We start from the raw sequence: 23,312 nt of genomic DNA, 5'->3' as shown, positions 1-23,312 counted from the left end.
TCAAAAACCGAGCTGTTATCTCTGGCCTTCTTATTACCCTTTTACAACATTCATCTAAGTGATACATCGCTTCTTTTGTATCCATAAAACCTACCTTTAGGTAGACATTTCTTTTTACTTCTACCTATTAATAATACAAAAAGATTCGATTTTTTTTTAAAGTGGGTGCTTTTGAAGATAATAAAAGGTGCCATATAGCACCTTAAATAATCTTATTTGATAATAAACTTTTCAAAGAAATATGGAAGCTGTTTTCTCCACCATGGCCAATCATGGTTAACATCATAGCCCCAATAATCTGAGAAATGTGGAATTTCCATTCTTGTTAGGATTTCATCAAGCTCTCTAGTGCCTCTTAATAAATCCTCCTCCCAAGCTCCTTGGCCACAGCAGGTAATAATATCACTATTTTTATATAGCTCTACCCAAGGATGGTCTAGGGGCATATTTCTTAAAAATGCAGCTGGACAGTTATCATATAGAGTAGAATCCATATATTGGCCAAAGAATAAATCTGAGTTGAAGGTTCCTGAAAGAGATACCATAGCACCAAATTTATCTGGACGACGGAAGAAGAAGTTACCAGCATGGTAGCCACCCATAGAACAGCCGATAGCTATTGCTCTTTCTTTATTTCCACACTGTCTCTTTAAATCTGGATATAGCTCATCAACAATATAGTGGTACCATTTTTCTTGGTTATTAGCTCTAGTTGCACCATCTAAGGTCTTTGAAGACCAAGAAATCTCATCAAGAGAATCTGCAAGAGCAAGGTAAATCTTACCGCTATCAATGTATTGCATTATGGTATCGACCATTCCAAAGCTCTCAAAATCATAATATCTACCATTTTGAGGAGCAAATGCGATACATAATCTTCCTCCACGCTTTCCAAAGGTCTTATATGTCATCTCACGATTTAAGACCTTAGAAAAAGAGCTTCTTATTTTTCCTTCCATTAAGCTCTCTCCTCTACAAAGCTAATAAACTCAAGAGCTGCTGCTTCATCATCTGCATGAGCAGTAAACATATAGTTACCCATAGCATCATACCAAAGAGCTGGAAGACGCTCGGCCATAACGATCTTATCCTTGTATTTATTAATAACCTCATCATAGGAGTGCTTATATGAGTAATTATCACGTCTAGAAGCATAAACACAGAAGTGATCCATTCTGAGCTCAGGTACTACTCTATTATCCTGACAAACCATATCTGCCCAAATTTGATATACATCTGTTGCATGAGCCCAATTCATCATATCAGGAGTATATCCTCCAGCTGGTCTCATATTAACCTCTAGACCAACGAAATCACCCTTCTTACCAAGGCCCTTTTTATCCTTTCTTAGCTTAAAGAATTCAAGGTGTACAAATCTTGATTTAACATCAAAGGACTTAACAGTTGCTCTTCCAAGAGCTCTTAATGACTCAGGTACATCGGCTGCTGTGTAATAATCAAGATCAAGCTTGTTATTAACAATATCAGCAATTGAAGGTGGCCAACAGGTCATAGATTCAAAGAGAGGCTCACACTTTGAATTTGTAATTACATCGTAGGATACGATATCACCCTCGATGAATTCCTCCATAACGTATTCATAGTTAGGCTTTGATGCAAAGAAAGAATCAAGCTCACTATCATTTGTAATTTTATATGTATGAGCAGCACCTACACCACACTCAGGCTTTGCAATAATTGGGTAACCACCAATTTCATCGATAAACTTCTTTGCCTTCTTTAAATCACTAACCTTATGAATTCTTGCAACAGGTACACCAGCCTTGATGTAGTACTTCTTCATCTCATATTTAGACTTATATTTTTTTATTCCCTTATTATCTACACCAGTTGTGATATTAAAATCAGTTCTTAGCTTTGCATCCTGCTCGAGCCAATATTCATTATTAGACTCTAACCAATCGATACGACCATATTTGAAGGCGAAGAAAGCTACAGCCCTATACATCTGGTCATAATCTTCCATGTTATTAACACGATAATACTCTGTTATTGATTCCTTTAGCTCCTTTGATAGAGAATCATATGAGCTATCTCCGATTGCAAGAACGTTTACTCCATTCTTCTTTAACCTATTGCAGAAATTCCAATAGGTATGAGGAAATTGAGGTGATATAAAAATAAAGTTCATCTTTTAAAATCCTTCTAGGAAATAATATATGCTAATTTAATTATCATTGAAAATATCAAATAGCGACCCATTTTTGACAATTTTGTATGATTTTGAGCTAAGATTATTATCGTAATACTTCTCCTTATAGAGTAAGTATAGCTGTGAATCAAAGCTATAGCTCTCAAGAGCTTTTAATAGCTCCTCACCAGAGGAGTGAACATTTTTTCTTAAGAATATTAAGATAGGCTTTAGCCATAATTTAGTGTCAATAGCTGAAGCATAGAGGCTCTCTAGGTTAACTAGCTTTTTATTCATTTCATCAAAGGCTAAAACGTATTCATTGATATCTTTATATTTTAATAAACACCAATCATCACCATTTCGTTTAATAATATAGGTGTCAAATAAATATCTTAAAATTAGTAAATCATATAAAAAGCTTTTAACCTCTTCACTATTAAAGCTAGAAAGATGGGAATATACTTCTAATATTTTCTTATCATCAAAGTCGTTTTCAAGCTCTAAAATTAGAGAGGCTCCATACATTAAAAACTCTTCAAAGGTTAATATTGAATAAAAGCATCCACCCTTTTCACTTCTCATCATAGGACGAATATATTCTTCACTATCAAAAACTAAAGCATCATCAAGAGAGCATGTGATATTATCATCATCACCCTCTGTATGGCTTGTTATCATTTTCCACCACGATTTATAGCTGCTATCTAATAGAGGTGCAACACCATCTCCGTATATCATTCTGTTATATAAGCGCTCTGGAATACACCCTGCAAGAAAGCCTGAAAAGGAATCAAGGCCTCTCCAAATAACCTTAGCTATTTCTCTCTCCTTTGGATTCTCTAGCTTTGAAAGTAAGATAGAGAATACTACATCTCCCTTTGTGCATTGAGGGTAACGTGAATTCATAATCTTAAAGTAGTGGTTTAAATCTGTAGAGCTACTTAATTCTGTTCTAAGGATATAAACATGCTCTCTTAAATACTCAAAGAAAGCTTCTCTATCAACCTTTTCTACCTCACTAGAAAGAATTTCTCTTGAACGATAAAAAATATGGCCACTCTTTCCTTCTCCCCTTTGAAGACTCTCAAGACTCTCAACAGAGGCAGGACGAGCCTCATAGGAAAGGTTAATTCTTCTATCATCATTTGAGAGAGTAAATAAGAGAGCAAGGGCTGTTAAGCGCTGCTGTCCATCAACTAACTCGTAGTGGTCCTCAAGATGGAAGGTAACTAGAGAGCCCATATAGTACTCCTCTTTACCACACCTTCTTGAATCCTCAATATCTTTTACTAATCTTATAAGCTCCTCTTGGCTCCAAGCAAATTCTCTTTGATATACAGGAACTATATATTTATCGCTATTTAAGAGCATCTTTAATTTCATTAAATCCATCTTCAACACTCCTCTTTAAGCCACATATCAAAATCTTTATCAAAATCAATATCTCTAACAGGTCCCTTGCCTCTAAATGAGATATTCTTCATTCCATCAAGCATTAATGCTAGGTTATAGGAATCAACCTCACCTACATCAGAGGAATATCTAATTACATTTAATAGTGATGATTTACTATCTAAGACGTGCTCATTTAATTTTGAAAGCGTTACAGATAAATCCTCAAGTAGTGGTGCAAATGAATATTTAAATATTTTCTTAAGTAATATTTGAGTTTTATCTCCAAACCTATCTGCTGCAAAGAGCGCTAGTGCAAGGTATAGATCAAAGCATCTCTCTTGGCTTGGATTATTTAAATCAACTCTCTTTAGAACAGTAGGAATTTCATTTTCAGTCATTTTATAAACTTCTCTAAGAAGATCTATATAATGAAAGGTATGATCAAAGAACCACTTTCCATTTATCATAGGACTCTCTAAGCAATAGAGTGTATCTAATACTCTCTTTACATATGGGTAATCACGATCCTTCTCAACACCTTCAAATAAAAAGGCATGCTCCTTAGTTAAAGGATAAGCTCCTTCACCTCTTAAATAGTGCCATAGCATAGATTGAAGCATAAATAGATGAAGTAGCTCTGCTTTATCAAAGCTCTCCCATTTTGCAACACTATCAATTTTATCCTTCTCACTATCACCTCTCATAGAAACTAGGTGGTAAGCCTTCAAAATATCGGCCATATCAAGCTCTCTACCCCTTTCATGCCCACTATCAAAGAAGCTAAAGCAATCACTTAGCTCCTCAGCTATGATTAAAGTGACAAATGTATTATTAAGTAATGAGTTTTTAAAGCTTTCCTTATCAAAGCCCTCTATACTTTTTTTAATTATTCTCCAATTCTCTTTAATTCTTTTTAGCTCCTCAGGAGTCCAGCTTTTAGTAAGCTCAGGATATTTATATCCAAGTGCCTTAAATGCAAGAGATAGAGTTATTACACGAGAAAGTCCATCTACTAAATCATCCCTATGAAAGATTATTGTACCCAATGGATAGCTTTCCTTTGCAATTGCGATATCCTTAATTAATTCAGAGGTCTTTTGGCCATCCCAAGTATATACACTCTTATATTGCGGAATATGATTAATTAAGCTTAATAGCTCTTGAATACTTACATCTTTTATAGTGACTTTTCCCATGAGCAAAAAAATAACATAAACAAAGATATTAAAAAAGCTCCAAAGACCATTAAGACCTTGGAGCTCTTATTACTCAGTGATTATTTATCACATCATACCCATCTCTGGGTTACCTGCTGGCATAGCTGGAGCTGGTGCAGGGATATCTGTAACAGCACACTCTGTTGTGAGGATTAATGCTGCAATTGAAGCTGCATTCTGTAAAGCAGATCTTGTTACCTTTACTGGGTCAATGATACCTGCTTCAACCATGTTAACCCACTTCATCTCATTAGCATCGAAGCCAACACCCTTCTTCTCATTCTTACAATGATCAGCGATAACTGCACCATCAAGACCTGCATTCTCTGCAATCTGTCTGATAGGCTCTTCGAGTGCTCTCTTAACGATATTGAAGCCAACCTTCTCATCCTCTGTGAGGCTTGAAAGATCCTGAGAAGCAAGAGCATTAACTGCCTGAACAAGAGCAACACCACCACCTGGGATAACACCCTCTTCAATAGCAGCACGAGTTGCAGAAAGAGCATCCTCTACTCTGTGCTTCTTCTCCTTGAGCTCAACCTCTGTAGCTGCACCAACATTGATTAGAGCAACACCACCTGCGAGTTTTGCAAGGCGCTCCTGGAGCTTTTCTCTATCATAGTCAGATGTGCAATCAACAATCTGGTTCTTAATCTGTGCGATTCTATCGCGAATAGCATCTGTAGAACCAGCACCATTAATAATAGTTGTATTTTCCTTTTCAACCTTTACACTCTTAGCTCTACCGAGACTTGAAAGATCAGCATTTTCAAGCTTCATACCGAGCTCTTCAGTAATTACCTGACCACCTGTTAGAACTGCGATATCCTCAAGCATTGCCTTTCTTCTATCACCAAAGCCAGGAGCCTTAACAGCAACTACATTGATAGTACCTCTAACTGAGTTAAGTACGAGTGTTGTTAATGCTTCGCCATCAACATCCTCAGCGATAATTAATAAGCCCTTACCTGTCTGAACAACCTTCTCAAGAACTGGGAGAAGATCCTTCATATTACTAATTTTCTTATCATAAATAAGGATATATGGGTTTTCCATAACACTTGTCATAGTGTCTCTATTATTGCAGAAATAAGCTGAGAGATAACCACGATCGAACTGCATACCTTCAACGAAATCAACGGTAGTCTCAATAGTCTTAGACTCTTCAACTGTAATAACACCGTCCTTACCTACCTTATCCATTGCATTAGCAATTTCATCACCGATAGTTCTATCGTTGTTAGCGGAGATAGATGCAACCTGTGCGATTTCTTCCTTCTCCTGAATCATCTTTGCATCTTTCTTAATCTCTTCAACTGTAAGCTTAACAGCCTTATCAATACCTCTTCTGATGCCCATTGGGTTAACACCAGCAGCAACACTCTTCATACCTTCCTTTGTAATAGCATATGCAAGTACTGTAGCTGTTGTTGTTCCGTCACCAGCAACATCATTAGTCTTTGAAGCAACTTCCTTTAAAAGCTGTGCACCCATGTTTTCAAATGGATCCTCAAGCTCAATTTCACGTGCTACAGATACACCATCCTTTGTTACTGTAGGAGCACCATATTTCTTATCAAGAAGAACAAGTCTTCCCTTTGGTCCCAATGTTGTCATAACAGCCTTTGAAATCTTTTCAACACCGTTAACTAGAGACTTTCTAGCCTCTTCATTGAACTGTAACTGTTTTGCCATAATATATCTCCTTATATCTTTACGTTTTCAAAATCAACATGTGATAAAATACTTAAATTCTTATTTATCGGCAAGGCCTAAATATGTAAAAACAGGCCAAGTGATAAACTAAGTAAAAAAGAAAAAACACCACTAGTAAAATTCACCATATCATTATCAAAGTACTTTATTCCTCTAACAGCTCTTCTCTTATTTCCCTTCTCATCCTTTTCCTTTTCAGTTAGCTTTCCAGTTTCTTCATCGATATAATGAACTTGGATACTTGCTCCTAGAATGCTATCAATTAAGCACCCTGAAAAGCCCGCAGCTGCAACTAAAAGAGCACCTGAAAGAGTTGAATTAAAGGTAGAGTAGTAAAAAATACCATATAAAATACAAGCTAATAGAGAGCTTGAGCACCCTAGCATAGATATTCCACCAGAGAGCCCTCTTTCAACTCGAGTAAAGGTTAAAATTGAGACAGGTGGCTCCTTAGATAATATTCCTATATCACCACCCCAAGTATCTGCACAGGCTTCAGCTAAAGTAGCTGAGAAGGTAAGCAGGAACACTCCATTAGTAGTTATTCTATATAGCACTATAGAAATTAAAGGTAGTAATCCATTTGCTAGGACCTGCTTATAATCTCTTGTTGCACCCTTTTTATGTATTTTCTCAACACCTCTAACTCTTTTTGAGCTCTTTGATATAAAGGCTGCACTTATAAAGAAAAATAAATATAGCATTAAAGCAGAGGTTCCCGATAAAAATAGTGTCGTAAAGCCCATAATAGTAGCAGCGAAAGCACCAGAGATTGTAAGCTGCTTTAGCTTATATGCTAAAAGCGCAATAATTAAGATAACTCCTAAGGAAATAAGAGCTCTATATATAATTGGAATTGTGAAAAAATATTTATCAACAAGACTTAACACGATATTACTCCAATTAGGGCTGTCATTATTGGTACTGTTAGGTTATCAAGACCAAGAGGAGTTATCGATTCAAGTATTGTAGCTACTACAGCTACAATTACTGAAACAGGAATTGAATAATCAAGCAGCAGTGCAATAACTAAGGTTGTAACAAACATTACAAAGCTACCCTCATAGCTCTTATTTGCTCCAAAAGCATTATATTTATGCTTTCCAATACGTGAACCAATAAGAGCCGCTAAGCCATCACCATAGCCCATAGCAAGAACACCAAGTATTACATCACACTCTCTCATTATCCCCTTATAATATGAGAGTGTTAAAATTAATAGTGTTATTGGGAAATAGATAAGTCCATTATCTCTTTTTCTATCTCCCATTCCAAGGTAACGTCCAAAGCCTCCATATACAAATACAGTGTTTATAAAGATAAACATTATAGGTCCGAGTAAAGCATAGCCTATATTGTCAAACCCATAAACTAAGATAAACACCCAGTTTGATACTGTAATATGAATTAGCTTTCTTACAGTTTCATTTCTAAGATGTAAAAATCTATAAAGCAAGAAAGCTACTAGGACTGTAAAACATACAAAACATACCGACACAAAGAGGGAAAGGATGTTTTGGTCTACTACCATGAACGTCCTCCACCACCTCCAAAGCCACCGCCAGAGAAGCCGGAGGAACCAGAGAAGGTTATCGAGCCACCACTACTCTTCCCTTCAAAGCCACTTGTAATTAGCTTAGAAGTATATGAAGAGTTAAATCTTCTAAACATTCTAGTATAGAAATAATAATCAAGAATTGGGTTAGAGCTATAATACCAGGAAGCCTGTGTAAAGAATAAGTTCTCAAATTTCTTTGACCACTTATCCTCTAAGCCTAGTGCAATAGCATAGCTTAGGTTATGGTAGTAATACTCTGGATCTTGATCAATTAATGTCTTAAGCTGGTCAATCTCAACCTTTTCAATAAATTCTCTGTACCCTAAAATCTCTTCAACAATTTTTTGGCCATACTCACTTCTCTTTGTAATAAGCTGAGAAAGAATAGCCGCTACAGCTATTAAAATAGAGCTTATAGCACATGAAATAAAGACAAAGATAGGAGTACATCTAACAGTAATTGCGAAAGAAAAGGTTACCGCAGTGACAATCAAAGTCATTACTATCATGATAATTGCAAATAGAATAGTTAATGGTGTACTTATTTCATGCTTTCTACTAGCAGACCATACTAAAACAGAGCATATCGCAAAATAGAAAATATTAATAAATACACAAAATACTGCAAATTCCATATCTCCGATATTAATTGCAATACCAGATACAATAGCAAATATAATAGCAATTATAGCTGCTAGATTTGACATTCTTTCAGATTTCTTTGCCTTAAGAGACTGCTCGCCTTTTGAAAATCTTCTTACTAATGAAGGCTTAACTTTATTTTGCAAAATCAACCCTAGATTTGTTGAAGCTATTTCCTTAGTTGAAAGGCTATCTCTACTACCAAATAGTGCATTAAAAAGTGTTTTCTCCTCATCTGGAGCACTATCAAGGTCCTTTACCTTATGAAGGATAAAGCTCTTATTATCATCCTCAATTTTGATGTAGCCCTTATCTGCCCAATAGAAAATCATAGCAGAAAAGTCTCTATCATCTGCTGAAGAATCATAAATATATCCTACTGCTAATGGTGAAAGTCCCTCAGGTGGTTCAAATCTTGGAACAATTACTATTGGCTTATCAACACCATACTTTTTGTAAAGTACAATTAATATAATAAGTACAATAATAGCTGAAATTGCTGTAATCGAAAGTCCTAAAGCTGAATAATCCTTTGGAACTCTTGCACCAACAAAGTACCCCTCATCCATCTCAACTCTTAATGTTAGTGCTTGGTTATTATTTAAGCCTGAAAGAGAGCCACTAACACTTCTTGAACCATCAAAGGAATATTTAATTTGACTTGTGCTTCCATATTCTCCAAAGGTTAGCCAAATTTTATTTCTATCAATAGGCTTTGGAAAATCCACATTAAAGGAAACATTATTAATATTACAATTCCACTCAGGACCTATAATATTAAAATAAAATTCATCGTAATCAGGATATATATCTGCACCTAAATCATAATCATATGAAATAGTATAGTGCTGTCTTCCCTCTACTAAGCGATCAGCATCTCCAATTTTTATAGAGATATAATCGTTATTCTCCTCTTCATCCCAAGTAGCATTTACATCAATATTAGAGAGTATTGCTCTAAAACCACTATCATAATTTACAGGGATATCCCTATAAAATCCATGAGATGGAGATGTATAGTACATGTCAATGTTTTCAGTAACTCTATAGACACGGTTTTCCTCTACCGTGATAGAAATATCGTAATTTTCAATGTAGAAGCTCTCTGCCTGAAGAGTAAAAAGAACAAAACAGAGAGCAATAATAGCAAATAACTTTTTCATTTAAAATTTTACTTCAACTCTTGCCTTTGCAGCTTCCTCTACCTCTGCATAAGGAAGCTTCTTAAAGCCTGTCATAGACGCAACAATATTAGAAGGGAACATCTCAACCTTTTCGTTTAATCTCTTAGCAATTGCGTTATAGTACTTTCTAGCATTTAATAAGCCCTTCTCTATCTCTGTGAGCTGCTTTTGAAGATCTAAGAAGTTAGTATTAGCCTTTAATTCAGGGTAGCTCTCAGAAAGAGCAAATAGAGACTTTAAGGTTCCAGATAGAGCATTATTAGCAGCATCCTTAGCTTCCATAGTTGTAGCATTAATTGCACTATTTCTTGCCTTGATAACAGCCTCTAGAGTCTCATTTTCATGCTTTGCATATCCCTTTACGGTCTCAACTAAATTTGGGATTAAGTCATATCTTTGCTTTAGATGAACATCTATACCAGCGCTAGACTCTTCAGCTTGGTTTCTAAGCTTTACAAATGAATTATAAACTGAAATAAAATATATCAAAATAATCGCAATAATAGCGATGATAACGATTAATGCTGTCATATCATCCTCCAAATAAAATATTTATTTCCCTTTGAGGATAATATTTAAATGCTGAAGTGTCCACAAAAACATTAATTTAATAAATAAAGGATGGAAATTGTATTAATAAGTTGTACTTCTTAGCTAAGAAAAAAACTGGGAGCTTTATCCTCAATATTTAAGATCAAGTCTTAAAATTCATTGCAATCAAAACGTTTGAGATGTATAATTTTTGTATATAAAATGCATAAAGGAGTACAATGTGAGAGAACGTCATAATCGTCTCAGCGTGGTTAAGGAGATTATCAAAAATAATAGAATTGATAACCAAGATACCCTCCTAGATTTATTAAAAGAAGAAGGCTTTAACGTAACCCAAGCAACATTATCAAGAGATTTAAAGATGTTAAAGGTCGGAAAGATTTCTGATGGTTGGTCAGGTTATTACTATTCTCTTCCTGAGAACGATTTAGTATCTGAATCAGAAAAGAGTTATATCCAAGATGTTCGTAGAGGTATTATCTCTATCGAATTCTCTGGAAACGTTGGTGTTGTAAAAACAAGACCAGGACATGCAAATAGTGTTGGTTTTGCGCTTGATGTATTAAACCTACCTGAAATATTAGGCTCTATAGCAGGCGATGACACAATCTTCCTAGTCCTACGTGAAGGAATGACAAAGGAAGATCTTCTTGAGAGCTTCCAAACAAGAATCCCTGAAATTGAAAACTAAAAGGAGTGCAAATATGGAATATAAGAATCTCGATACTTTGAAAGCATTTGCAGAGCTTTCAAATAGTAAAAAAGCTTCAATTAAGGAGCTTCTCTCAAAGGAGAGAGTTGAAAAATGTAATATAGCTGCTGGTGGTTCATTAACCTATAACTATGCTGCTATGCCTGTAACAGATGAGGCTATTAGTCTAATGCAAGCTTTAGCAGATGAGGATGAGCTAGTAGAAAAATATAAGGCTATTTTATCTGGTCAAGTTATGAACCCAGGGGAAAAGAGATTAGTATTACACCAGCTTACACGTGGTAACTGCTTAGGAACTCCTGTTCTAGCAGATGGAGAGGATAAAGGTGAATTCTACTCCTCACAGCTTGCAAGAATTAAGGATTTTAGTGAAAAGGTAAGAAATGGTGTAATTAAGGGTTCAACAGGTAAGCCTTTTGATACAGTATGTCAAATTGGTATTGGTGGTTCAGACCTTGGTCCAAGAGCTCTATACCTTGCACTTGCAGAATATATCAACAACTCACCTGTTAAGCATTTGAATGCAAAATTCATCTCAAATGTTGACCCAGATGATGCAGCATCTGTAATTAGAACAATTAATCCAGAGACAACTCTATTTGTATTAGTTTCAAAGTCAGGTACTACTCTTGAAACTCTTACTAACCAGCTTCTTGTTACATCATCTTTAAAGGGTGTAGACCCTGCTAAGCATCTTGTTGCTGTAACAAGTAAGACAAGCCCTCTTGCTTCAAGTAAGGATGTATTAGATGCATTCTTTATTGATGATTACATTGGCGGTAGATATAGCTCAACTAGTGCTGTTGGTGGTGTTATCCTCTCTATTGCTCTTGGCTATGAAACCTTTGAAGAAATTCTAAAGGGTGCTCATGAAGCAGATATGAATGCACTTGAAACAGATATTACAAAGAATGCAGCTTTAATGGATGCATTAATTGGTATGTATCTTAGAAATGTATACTCATACCCTTCAACTGCTATTCTTCCATATTCTCAAGCTCTCTCACGCTTCCCAGCTCATCTACAGCAGCTCGATATGGAATCAAATGGTAAGCATGTAAATCGCTTTGGAGAAAAGCTAAATTACGTTACAGGACCTGTTATCTTTGGTGAGCCAGGAACTAATGGTCAGCATAGTTTCTACCAGCTACTACACCAGGGAACAGATATCGTCCCACTTCAGTTTATTGGCTTTAAGGAAAACCAGGCTGGAAGAGATATCGTAATCGAGGGTTCTACAAGCCAAGTAAAGCTTAATGCAAACCTTGCAGCTCAAATAGTTGCTTTTGCTCTTGGTAAGAATGATGACAATCCTAATAAGGAATTTGATGGAGAAAGACCATCCTCATTAATCTATGCTAACAGATTAACTCCTCTTGCTCTTGGTGCTCTTCTCGCACACTTCGAGAATAAAGTAATGTTCCAGGGCTTCTTATGGAACCTTAACTCCTTCGACCAAGAAGGTGTACAGCTTGGTAAGGTACTTGCTAAGAAGGTTCTCAATGGCTGTCAGGGAGATGAAATCTTAAAGGCTTTTGCAGATTTATTAATCTGATTTAAGCTTTAAACAAAATATAACTACCGGCTCGCCCGGTAGTTTTCTTTTTTAAAGAGAAAATAAAATGGACTGTAAAACAGCCCATTTTTTCGTTTGTATTTTCACTTTATCAAAGTGAAGAACCAAAGTCAGTTACAATAATTTGTCCTGTAATAGGTCTTGAATCATCACTTGCAAGGAATAAAAGGATCTTTGCAACATCATCAGGCATACATGGCTGAACCTTTAAGTCAGCATGCTTAGCCATCTGGCCCATCATATCAGGATCTAATGCTGCTGGATTTAATTTCATTGTCATAGGAGTTACGATAGTTCCTGGACAAATTGAGTTACATCTAATTCCCTGACCAGCAAAGCGCATTGCAATGTGCTTAGTAAGTGAGATAACAGCACCCTTACTTGCTACATATGCAGCACCACCACAACCATAGTAGCCTGCAGCAGAATCTAGGTTAACAATAGAACCCTTTCCATGCTCCTTCATTACCTTTGTAGCTTCTCTAGAACAAAGCATTGTGCCCTTAGCGTTGATTGAGTAAACCTTTTCGATATCCTCGAGAGTACACTTATCAATTGGCTTTAAGCCCTCTTCAAGAATGCCAGCATTGTTAACAAGTACATCTACTGTTCCAAAGGTATCAACTGCGGCCTTTACCATGTTCTTTACATCTTCTTCATTACTAACATCACATCTAACAGCTAATACTTCACCACCATTAGCCTTAATCTTGTTAGCAACTTCTTCAAGCTTATCAACTCTTCTTGCAGTAATAACTACCTTTGCACCCTCAGCAGCAAAAAGCTCAGCAGTTGCAGCACCTACGCCTGAGTTAGAACCTGTGATAATACATACTTTTCCATCTAATCTTTTCATAAAAAAGCCTCCCGTCTATTTAATTATATACTTTTTCGGGAGGCTTAATCGATATAAATTTATTTTTTATTTTGATAAAAGCATTGCATCATTGGCTTCTGTACTTCCACTTGCCTTTGAGAACATATCTAAAAGATCAGGTACAGTGAGCTTTTTCTTATCATCACCAGAAATATCAACAACAATATGACCAGCATCCATCATGATAAGTCTATTACCATGTGCAATAGCATCTCTCATGTTGTGTGTTACCATCATGGTTGTTAAATTATTTTCTGAAACTACCTTATCAGACATAGCAAGAACCTTTTCAGCTGTCTTAGGGTCCAAAGCTGCTGTGTGCTCATCTAAAAGTAGTACTTTTGGCTTCTTTAAGGTTGCCATCAAAAGAGTTAGTGCTTGACGCTGTCCACCAGAGAGTAGACCAACCTTTGTAGTAAGTCTATCCTCAAGACCGAGGTTAAGTCCTTTTAGAGCTTGGTAGAACATCTCACGTTCATCCTTAGTAATACCCCATTTTAAACCTCTTCTTTGACCACGTCTTAATGCAAGAGCCATATTTTCCTCGATCATCATGTTAGGATTTGTACCCTTCATAGGATCTTGGAATACACGTCCAAGCATTGTAGCTCTTTTGTAGTCTGGCATGTTTGTTAAATCAACATCATCTGCTTTGATAGTACCTTCATCTACGAAGAATACACCAGCGATAGCATTTAGCATTGTTGATTTACCAGCACCATTACCGCCGATAACAGTAACGAAATCACCATCATTAAGTGTTAAGCTTAAGTTATCAAGCGCTAGCTTTGCATTAATTGTACCTTTATTAAAGGTCTTTGAAATATTCTTCAGCTCAAGCATTCTTTACCCCCTTATGATGAGAAAATACTTTACTCTTCCAATAAGGAACTGCTAAGAAAAGCGCAACAATTACAGCTGTAATGAGCTTGAGATCGTTTGTGTTTAATCCGAGCTGGAGAGTGATTTGGATAACGATATAGTAGATAATTGCACCGCAGACAACAAAGGAAAGAGTTCCTGCAAAGTTATGCTTAATTTTCTTAAATACAACTTCACCGATAATAACGGAAGCAAGACCAATTACGATTGCACCACGACCCATGTTAACATCAACAGCACCTTGATATTGAGCAACTAGTGCACCTGAGAGTGCTACTAATGCATTAGAAATCATAAGGCCAAGGATAATATCGTTATCTGGGTTAATACCTTGTGCTCTAGCCATATCCTTATTGGCACCAGTTGCTCTCATTGAACAACCTTTTTCTGTTCCAAAGAACCAATAAATAACACCAATAAGAATTGCTAAAAGAATTAATAACAAAAGAACTGGGTTATCGAATGAAAGATCACGAACATAGCGTTGTGATACTAATAAGTCATATTTATCAACACTTACTGGCTGATTTGACTTTCCGCCCATAATTCTTAGGTTTACAGAATATAAAGCAAGCTGAGTGAGTATTCCCGCAAGAATAGCAGGAATACCACACTTTGTATGAAGGGCTGCTGTGATAAGCCCAGCGATTGCACCTACACCGGTGGCAGCAAGAACTGCAATATATGGATTAACTCCCGCTCTAATCATGACAACGCATACAGCGCCACCTGTAGCAAGAGAACCGTCAACAGTAAGATCGGCTACATCGAGGATTCTATAGGTGACATATACACCTAAAGCCATTATACCCCAAATCAAGCCCTGTGATACTGCACCTGGAAGTGCATTCAAGAGTGAAATCATTACAACAACCCCTAAAGATATTATTAGATAGCTACGTAACCTGCTGGAGCTGCAATTCCGAGGGCTTCACAAATAGCTGCGTTATACTTCTTTGTGACCTGTGGTGCATACTGAACAGGCATCTTAGAAACATCAGCACCATCCTTGAGGATTGAAACTGCCATCTCACCTGTAGCATAACCGATATCATAGTAACTGATTGAAAGTGTTGCAACACCACAACCTGAACAAATACCCTCTTCACCAGCAACTACTGGAGTCTTTGAAGGAATTACTACGTTTGCAATAGCTTCTGTGTTAGAAGCAGCTGTGTTATCTGTAGGGATGTAAATAACATCTACACTGTCAGCAGCCTTCTGAGCAACAGATGCTACATCATTTGTATCTGTGAATGAGAATCTAGCTGTTTCATATCCAAGCTTAGCAAGTTCTTTTTCCATAACTTCTACCTGGTAAACTGAGTTAGCTTCAGCTGAGCAGTAGAGTAAACCTACTTTCTTAGCTGTTGGGAAGAGCTCCTTAACCATTTCAGCCTGTTTATCAAGTGGAGCAAGGTCAGATGTACCAGAAACGTTAGTTCCAACTGTACCAGTCCAGCCGTCAATTTCAAGAGCTGAAGCATAGTCTGTAATAGATGTACCAAGTACAGGAATCTTACTTGTTGCAGAAGCTGCAGCCTGGAGAGGAGCAGTAGCATTAGCAAGAATTAAGTCAACATTCTTAGCAACAAAACCATTTACAATTGTTGAACAGTTTGTAGCTTCACCAGAAGCGTTCTGTTCATCGATAACGACTGAATCACCGAGTCCTTTAATAAGAGCGTCTTTGAAACCCTGTGTAGCAGCATCAAGAGCTGGATGCTGAACTAACTGACAAATACCAACTGTGTACTTTTTACTTGACTCTGCAGAACCCTGAGCAAATACAGATGCGCACATCAATAGAGCTAACAAAACGACGAGAACTTTTTTCATAATCTACCTCTTTATAGAGAAAAAAATACCGCCCCGAAGGGACAATTCTCTATTAGATTAGTGATAAGATAAACAAAAGTCAACAGTTGTGTATATTTTATGTATAATAATACATCAATTTGCATAAACAATTTAAAGTAAAATGTTCTGAACAAACTTAATACACTCGAAAATTAGTTTAACTCCTTTAAATAAGTTTCCTGGGTTAGATGCATATATAAGTAACAACCCGCTTTATAAACAAAATAACCGTTAAATAATGCATTTGCGACCACAATAGGTCGCAAGTTGCACTAAGCTACCTACTCGGCAGCAATCTTAAAGATACGTCCATATCAATTTGAGGATTTTTTCTAAGCTGCCTACGCGACAGCAATCTAAGTTTCTTTAAGGAGTCTGTATACATAAAATTTCTAAGCTGCCTACGCGGCAGCAATCTGTAGTTTTTTTTGATTAAATCCTTTCCTACGCTAGAAAATTAAAAAACTATCTAATACCCTTTAATCGTGCTAATGATTCATCTTAACCTATTTCCATTTTTCTAATCAAAACACCAGCGGAATTTGTTATTGATGTCCCAGTTCCAAGAATAATTACAGTTGTATTAGCAATAGGTATATTCCAATAATCAAGCTGTTTTGATTCCTCAGATAAATATACTGCTCTCCCATCTTTTACCATTACCCCTACATTTTTCTAAATAATACAAATTAGCTCTTTTTGAATGTATTATTGATTTTAGTTCAGTTACTCTTTCCATAAAACAACTTAATCTCACTTATTGTTTATATGGTAAATTGTATCACATTGATTTCTTCCTATTATTGATAAAGGTATCTTAACAATGTTAAAAAGTATAAATTTTGCATTTAATAAATCTTAGGTAAGATTTTTTTCTAATATGTTGTATTTGCTTCCAATATAATTGGTATTGTGTGTAACAATAGCACAAAGCTCTTCAATAGAATTATAAATCAATATTTTAAGTAAATATAAATAAAAAAAATTTTATTTATGATTTCTTCATTTTTATTTTTATTTTTTGATGATTTACTAATCTCATTAAGAAAAATTTTATTATCATGAAATAATTTTAAAAATTTTTATGCACAATGGTGCATTTTTATTCACAATTTATTCATTAATAACTCTTTTCAAATTGACTTTTTTTCGTCTATATTATCGGCGGGAAGGAAAATAACACAACGACACAGTTATCTTCTCCCAAGGAGAAAACTACAATGCATGAAGTTACAGAAAGCGTTTATAAGCGCGTATGCCAGCTTGATCCAGACCAGAAAGAGTTCCAGCAGGCAGTTTACACATTCTTACTTTCAATGGATAAGATTATTGATGAGCTCCCAGAAGTAACATATCACAAGATTCTCGAGAGAATGGTTGAACCAGAAAGAGCAGTTATCTTCCGCGTTCCTTGGATTGATGACGAAGGTCGCGTTCAGATTAACAGAGGCTTTAGAATTCAGCAGTCTTCAGCTATCGGCCCATATAAAGGTGGCTTAAGATTACACCCTTCTGTAAACCTTTCAATCATGAAGTTCTTAGCTTTTGAACAGGTTTTCAAAAATGCTCTTACAGGTCTCCCAATGGGTGGTGGTAAGGGTGGCTCTGACTTCAATCCAAAGGGAAAGAGTGATGCTGAAGTAATGCGCTTCTGCCAGAGCTTCATGACAGAGCTTTATAGACACATTGGACCTAACACAGACGTACCAGCAGGTGATATCGGTGTTGGCGGAAGAGAAATTGGCTTCCTATTTGGTCAGTATAAGAGACTTACAAACCGCTTTGAGGGCGTATTAACTGGTAAGGGACAGACCTATGGTGGTTCTTTAATTAGACCAGAAGCTACAGGCTATGGCCTTGTTTACCTCTCAGACTACATCCTTAAGGGTGAAGGTAAGACACTTGAAGGTAAGGAATGTCTAGTATCTGGTAGTGGTAACGTTGCTCAGTTCACAGTTGAAAAGCTCAACTCATTAGGTGCAAAGGTTGTAACACTTTCTGACTCTAACGGTATGATTTATGACCCAAGTGGTATCACACCAGAGAAGCTTGCATATGTAAAGCAGCTTAAGAACGTTAAGAGAGGTAGAATCCACGAATATGCTGAAAAGTATAACGTTGAGTATATCGCTCGTGATACATCTAAGCCAAATCCAATTTGGGATATCAAGGCTGATTATGCTTTCCCTTGTGCAACTCAGAATGAAATCACAGTTGCAGATGCAAAGAACCTAGTTAATAATGGTATACAATTAATAGGAGAAGGTGCTAATATGCCATGTCAGGCAGAGGCAGAGAAAATATTCCTTGAAAATGGTGTATTACTCGCTCCTGCTAAGGCAGCTAACGCTGGTGGTGTTGCAGTATCTGGTCTTGAAATGTGCCAGAACTCTATGCGCCTCAAGTGGACAAGTGAAGAGGTAGATCAGAAGCTACAACAGATCATGAAAGGCATCTATGATAGTATCTCTTCTGCTGCAGACAAGTATTCAGAGCATAATAACTTTGTTGATGGTGCAAATATTGCAAGCTTCCTCAAAGTCTCTGAAGCTATGATTGCACAGGGTTACGTTTGATTAGAAAATGAAAAAGATTGGTTTTGACAACAAAAAGTACATTGAGGAGCAGGCAAGGTTCATCCTTGATCGCGTAAATAATAGTGAAGGAAAGCTCTACATTGAGTGTGGCGGTAAGTTACTCTTTGACTACCATGCAGCTCGTGTACTTCCTGGTTTCGATCCTTCAATAAAGATGAAGGTATTTGAAAGCCTAAAGGATAAGATTGATGTGATCATCTGTATCTATGCAGGAGATATCGAGAGAAGGAAAATCAGAACAGATTTCGGTATCAGCTATGACAGTGATGTTTTCAAGATGATCGATGACTTTGCCTCCTATGGCTTAAGATGCCATAATGTTGTCATTACTAGATTCGCAGGTCAGAGTGCTGCAGTACTCTTTAAGAAAAAGCTTGAGAGTAAGGGTATTAATGTATTTACCCACTCTGCAACACCTGGCTACCCATCAAATGTTGATGTAATAGTATCGGATGAGGGATATGGAAAGAATAGCTATATCCCTACCGATAAGCCTATAGTATTAGTAACAGCTCCAGGTCCAGGCAGTGGTAAGCTTGCTACCTGCTTAAGTCAGCTTTACCATGAGTCTAAGGCTGGAATAAAAAGTACATATTCAAAATTTGAAACATTTCCGGTTTGGAATCTACCGCTTCAGCATCCAGTAAATATTGCTTATGAAGCTGCAACCCTAGATATTGGCGATTACAACTTAATCGACCACTTCCATTTAGATGCATATAATAAGGTCGCAGTTAACTATAATAGAGATATTGAGGCCTTCCCTCTTTTATCTGCAATCCTAACTAAAATTACTGGAAAGAGTATCTATAAATCTCCAACCGATATGGGCGTTAACCGTATTGGCTTTGGCATAATAGATGATGAGGTTTGTAAAGAAGCTGGAAAGCAAGAAATTATTAGAAGATTCTTCCGTGCTCAAATGGATTATGCTTCAGGTCTTTGCAGTGATGAATGCATCATGAGAGCAAAGGCTATAATGGATAAAGCAGGCCTTGTTCCAGAGGATAGAAAGGTAGTACCTGCCTGTAAGCTTGCCCTTGATAGTGCAATTTCTCGTTCTCTCAAGGGAAACAAGGGTACAGTTTGTGCTGCTGCAATAGAAATTAATGATTCAACTATTGTTACAGCTCATAACTCAGAGATAATGCATGCAGGCTCCGCTCTCATTCTAAATGCACTAAAAAAGCTTTCTGATATTGATCAAGAAATAAACTTAATCTCTCCAGAAGTAATTGAAAGTATCACACGGATGAAGCGTGATATCCTTACAGGTAGAGGAGTATCTCTAAACATTGATGAGATATTAATTTGCCTTGCTATGAGTGCAACAAGTAACAAGTATGCAGAAAAGGCAATGAATAAGCTTCCTGAATTAAAGGGTTCAGAGGTTCATTTTTCTCACATACCTTCAGCTGGAGACTTAATAGGACTTAGAAAATTAGGCATGAATGTAACTGCTGAGCCTAAGTTCCCGACAAAAAATATTTATAATCCTTAACTTAATAGTTGCCGAGTAAACCTCGGCATTACTTTTCTTAGCCTTGTTTCTATATGTTACTCATGCTACACTATTGTCTTACATAATTAAAATTATAACAAATGGAAGTAAGTAATGTATAAAAGGGAAACATTAGGTAGTAGATTAGGCTTTATTCTACTCTCTGCAGGATGTGCAATTGGACTTGGGAATGTTTGGCGCTTTCCATATATCGTAGGAAAAAATGGAGGTGCTGGGTTTGTATTAATATACCTAATTTTTCTAATTCTATTAGGACTACCGATGATGACAATTGAATTTTCAATCGGTAGAGGTAGTAAACAAAGTATAGGTAATGGATTAGAAAAATTAGAAAAACAAGGAGCTAAATGGCATCTTTGGGGTCCAACTGCAATAGTTGGAAATTATATATTAATTATGTTCTACTCATGTATTGCAGGCTGGATAATCTCATATTTCATCTCATCTTTAGTTGGCACCTTTGATAATCTTGATACAACTGATATTGCTAAAGTTTTTTCTTCTTTAACAGCTAATCCTTTGAAGCAAACAATTTGGATGGCAGTCGCAGTATCAATTTCAATGCTTGTAGTAGCTATTGGACTTGAGAAGGGTGTTGAGAGAATTACTAAATACATAATGCTTACTCTACTTTTCATTATGCTTTTGCTTACTATTCACTCATTAACACTTTCTAGAACTGCTGAGGGCTTAAAGTTCTACTTGATACCTAACTTTAAGTCGATGAAAGAAATCGGCTTTTTCACAATACTATATGAAGCCTTAGGGCAAGCCTTCTTTACACTCTCAGTTGGAATAGGATCAATGGCAATTTTTGGTTCCTACATCGATGATAAGCACTCTCTAGCTGGAGAAAGTGTAAGAATTATTGCACTCGATACCTTCGTTGCAATAACAGCAGGAATTATTATTTTCCCAGCATGCTTTTCTTATGACGTTGCACCAGACCAAGGACCTTCTCTACTATTTATCACACTTCCAAATATATTTTCTCAGATGAAGGGTGGAAGGATTTGGGCATCCTTGTTCTTTTTATTTATGTCATTTGCTGCTCTATCAACATTAATTGCTGTATTTGAAAATATTATCAGCTATTGGATTGATGTAAAGAAGATGAGCAGAAGGAAGGCGTGCTTAATTAACTATATTTTAATATTAGTACTATCACTTCCGTGTATTTTAGGCTTTAACATTCTTTCTTCAATTCAACCATTTGGAGAGGGAAGTAATATTTTAGACCTAGAGGATTTTATAGTTTCTAATATAATGCTTCCACTCGGTTGCTTATTATTTGTTCTCTTTGTTACTAGAAAATCTGGTTGGGGTTGGGATAGCTTTTTAAAGGAAGCAAATAAAGGAGAAGGATTAAAATTCCCTTCTAAAGCAAAATTTTATGTCTCATATATAGTACCTATATTGATAGCAATTATCATGGCAAAGGGTATCTTAGATAAATTAATTTGAGGGTTATTATGGAAAATAAAAGGGAAACATTAAGTAGTAGATTAGGATTTATTCTACTATCTGCAGGATGTGCAATTGGACTTGGAAATGTTTGGCGCTTTCCATTTATCACAGGGAAAAACGGAGGAGCTGGGTTTGTATTAATTTATCTAATCTTCCTAGTCTTATTAGGTCTTCCTGTTATGGCAATGGAGTTTGCTATCGGTAGAGGTAGTAAACAAAATATCGCACTAAGCTTAAAGACTCTTGAGAGAAAGGGCTCAAAATGGCATCTATATGGACCATTAGCTGTAATAGGTAACTACGTTCTACTAATGTTCTACACTACAATTGCAGGGTGGATATTTTATTACTTTATCTCTGCAGCTAAAGGAGAGTTTAATAATATTACAGCAGAGGGTGTTAACACATTCTTCTCAGCATTAGTAGCTAACCCAACTAAACAAATTACTTGGATGGTGGCTGTTGTAGTAATTAGTATGAGTGTAGTTGCAATCGGACTAAAAAATGGAGTTGAGAAGATAACAAAATACATAATGCTTGCTCTACTTTTCATTATGCTTTTGCTTACTATTCACTCATTAACACTTCCTGGAACTGCTGAGGGCTTAAAGTTCTACTTGATACCGAATTTTAAGTCGATGAAGGAGATTGGCTTTTCTACAATTTTATATGAAGCCTTAGGCCAAGCCTTCTTTACACTCTCAGTTGGAATTGGAGCAATGAGTATATTTGGCTCCTACATAGATGATGAAAGATCCTTGGGAGGAGAGAGTGCTAGAATAATTGCGCTCGATACCTTCGTTGCTATAACAGCTGGCTTGATTATCTTCCCAGCATGCTTCTCATATGGAGTTTCTGTAGGACAAGGTCCATCGTTATTATTCATCACACTACCAAATATCTTTTCAAAGATGACTGGAGGAAGGATTTGGGCATCCCTTTTCTTTTTATTCATGTCCTTTGCAGCCCTATCAACGATAATAGCAGTATGTGAAAATATCATAAGCTACTGGATTGATGTAAAACACTACTCTAGAACTAAAGCATGTGTAGTAAATACAATTTTACTAATAGTGCTATCACTTCCATGTATTTTAGGATTTAACGTTCTTTCTTCAATTCAGCCATTTGGAGAGGGAAGCAATATTTTAGATTTAGAGGATTTTATAGTTTCAAATCTCTTGCTACCATTTGGCTCACTACTTTTTATTCTATTTTGTACTAGATCATCCGGGTGGGGATTTGAAAATGCACTCAAAGAGATAAATAAGGGTAAAGGTCTTAAAATTTCTAATCTTCTACGCTTTTATTTATCTTATATAATTCCTATTATTGTGCTATTTATTATGATAAAAGGTATTTGGGATAAACTATTTTAATGTTATAATAATTATCTCAAA

The 23,312-nt window shown here is 36.3% G+C and carries 20 protein-coding genes; 6 read left to right on the top strand and 14 right to left on the bottom strand.

Annotated elements, in window-relative coordinates:
* Positions 1-212: 212 nt before the first annotated feature.
* The 9 genes from FYJ80_RS09430 to FYJ80_RS09390 form a co-directional block, all read right to left on the bottom strand.
* A complete protein-coding gene (locus FYJ80_RS09430; RefSeq protein ID WP_154426290.1) occupies positions 213-959 on the bottom strand; it encodes an alpha/beta hydrolase-fold protein in 747 nt (248 codons plus the stop codon).
* Positions 959-2,152, bottom strand: a complete 1,194-nt coding sequence (locus tag FYJ80_RS09425; protein ID WP_154426288.1) for an ATP-grasp domain-containing protein — start codon at positions 2,150-2,152, stop codon at positions 959-961. Before FYJ80_RS09425 ends, FYJ80_RS09430 begins: the two co-directional genes overlap by 1 nt.
* 36 nt (positions 2,153-2,188) lie before the next feature.
* Entirely contained in the window at positions 2,189-3,547 is a 1,359-nt protein-coding gene (locus tag FYJ80_RS09420) for a DUF262 domain-containing protein (RefSeq protein WP_154426286.1), read from the bottom strand.
* Between the two features lie 2 nt (positions 3,548-3,549).
* A complete protein-coding gene (locus tag FYJ80_RS09415; protein ID WP_154426284.1) occupies positions 3,550-4,746 on the bottom strand; it encodes a DUF262 domain-containing protein in 1,197 nt (398 codons plus the stop codon).
* Between the two features lie 87 nt (positions 4,747-4,833).
* Positions 4,834-6,462, bottom strand: a complete 1,629-nt coding sequence (gene groL, locus FYJ80_RS09410) for a chaperonin GroEL (RefSeq protein WP_154426282.1) — start codon at positions 6,460-6,462, stop codon at positions 4,834-4,836.
* Positions 6,463-6,539: 77 nt separating this feature from the next.
* Positions 6,540-7,373: a DUF92 domain-containing protein gene (locus tag FYJ80_RS09405; protein WP_154426280.1), complete on the bottom strand. Its 834-nt coding sequence runs from the start codon at positions 7,371-7,373 to the stop codon at positions 6,540-6,542.
* On the bottom strand, positions 7,367-8,014 hold the full coding sequence (locus FYJ80_RS09400) for a diacylglycerol/polyprenol kinase family protein (protein ID WP_154426278.1): 648 nt from the start codon (positions 8,012-8,014) through the stop codon (positions 7,367-7,369). Before FYJ80_RS09400 ends, FYJ80_RS09405 begins: the two co-directional genes overlap by 7 nt.
* Positions 8,008-9,846 carry a DUF2207 domain-containing protein gene (locus FYJ80_RS09395; RefSeq protein ID WP_154426276.1) on the bottom strand — a complete coding sequence of 613 codons (1,839 nt, stop codon included), beginning with the start codon at positions 9,844-9,846 and terminating at the stop codon, positions 8,008-8,010. Before FYJ80_RS09395 ends, FYJ80_RS09400 begins: the two co-directional genes overlap by 7 nt.
* Complete coding sequence (locus tag FYJ80_RS09390; protein ID WP_154426274.1) at positions 9,847-10,398, bottom strand: LemA family protein; 552 nt, start codon at positions 10,396-10,398, stop codon at positions 9,847-9,849. It abuts the gene before it with no gap.
* A 241-nt stretch (positions 10,399-10,639) separates the two neighbouring features.
* Here FYJ80_RS09390 and FYJ80_RS09385 point away from each other — a divergent pair, with 241 nt between their 5' ends.
* Together FYJ80_RS09385 and FYJ80_RS09380 are read left to right on the top strand one after the other, a co-directional pair.
* On the top strand, positions 10,640-11,110 hold the full coding sequence (locus tag FYJ80_RS09385) for an arginine repressor (protein ID WP_276987259.1): 471 nt from the start codon (positions 10,640-10,642) through the stop codon (positions 11,108-11,110).
* Between the two features lie 13 nt (positions 11,111-11,123).
* Positions 11,124-12,686 (top strand): glucose-6-phosphate isomerase, encoded by a 1,563-nt coding sequence (locus FYJ80_RS09380; RefSeq protein ID WP_154426270.1) that lies wholly within the window; start codon positions 11,124-11,126, stop codon positions 12,684-12,686.
* 112 nt (positions 12,687-12,798) lie between these two features.
* On the opposite strand, the gene FYJ80_RS09375 is transcribed toward FYJ80_RS09380, so the two are convergent.
* The 5 genes from FYJ80_RS09375 to FYJ80_RS11785 form a co-directional block, all read right to left on the bottom strand.
* Complete coding sequence (locus FYJ80_RS09375) at positions 12,799-13,563, bottom strand: SDR family NAD(P)-dependent oxidoreductase (RefSeq protein ID WP_154426268.1); 765 nt, start codon at positions 13,561-13,563, stop codon at positions 12,799-12,801.
* 66 nt (positions 13,564-13,629) lie between these two features.
* Positions 13,630-14,427 carry an ABC transporter ATP-binding protein gene (locus FYJ80_RS09370; protein WP_154426266.1) on the bottom strand — a complete coding sequence of 266 codons (798 nt, stop codon included), beginning with the start codon at positions 14,425-14,427 and terminating at the stop codon, positions 13,630-13,632.
* On the bottom strand, positions 14,420-15,331 hold the full coding sequence (locus FYJ80_RS09365; RefSeq protein ID WP_154426264.1) for an ABC transporter permease: 912 nt from the start codon (positions 15,329-15,331) through the stop codon (positions 14,420-14,422). The genes FYJ80_RS09370 and FYJ80_RS09365 overlap by 8 nt, the downstream gene beginning before the upstream one ends.
* A 23-nt stretch (positions 15,332-15,354) precedes the next feature.
* Positions 15,355-16,305: an ABC transporter substrate-binding protein gene (locus FYJ80_RS09360; protein ID WP_154426262.1), complete on the bottom strand. Its 951-nt coding sequence runs from the start codon at positions 16,303-16,305 to the stop codon at positions 15,355-15,357.
* A gap of 522 nt (positions 16,306-16,827) precedes the next feature.
* Complete coding sequence (locus FYJ80_RS11785) at positions 16,828-16,986, bottom strand: hypothetical protein (RefSeq protein WP_206361054.1); 159 nt, start codon at positions 16,984-16,986, stop codon at positions 16,828-16,830.
* Between the two features lie 560 nt (positions 16,987-17,546).
* Between FYJ80_RS11785 and gdhA the strand changes: the two genes are divergently transcribed.
* The 4 genes from gdhA (at position 17,547) to FYJ80_RS09335 (ending at position 23,291) form a co-directional block, all read left to right on the top strand.
* Positions 17,547-18,902 (top strand): NADP-specific glutamate dehydrogenase, encoded by a 1,356-nt coding sequence (gene gdhA, locus FYJ80_RS09350; protein WP_154426260.1) that lies wholly within the window; start codon positions 17,547-17,549, stop codon positions 18,900-18,902.
* Positions 18,903-18,909: 7 nt separating this feature from the next.
* Entirely contained in the window at positions 18,910-20,424 is a 1,515-nt protein-coding gene (locus FYJ80_RS09345) for a DUF1846 domain-containing protein (protein WP_154426258.1), read from the top strand.
* A 114-nt stretch (positions 20,425-20,538) separates the two neighbouring features.
* Entirely contained in the window at positions 20,539-21,909 is a 1,371-nt protein-coding gene (locus tag FYJ80_RS09340; RefSeq protein ID WP_154426256.1) for a sodium-dependent transporter, read from the top strand.
* An 8-nt stretch (positions 21,910-21,917) separates the two neighbouring features.
* Positions 21,918-23,291, top strand: a complete 1,374-nt coding sequence (locus FYJ80_RS09335) for a sodium-dependent transporter (RefSeq protein ID WP_154426254.1) — start codon at positions 21,918-21,920, stop codon at positions 23,289-23,291.
* The last annotated feature ends 21 nt before the right edge of the window (positions 23,292-23,312 follow it).

The sequence above is a fragment of the Bullifex porci genome (assembly GCF_009695635.1).
GTDB classification, from domain to species: Bacteria; Spirochaetota; Spirochaetia; order Sphaerochaetales; family Sphaerochaetaceae; genus Bullifex; species Bullifex porci.
The sequence above is the reverse complement of the archived record's forward strand: the minus strand, read 5'-3'. Positions and strand labels throughout refer to the sequence as shown.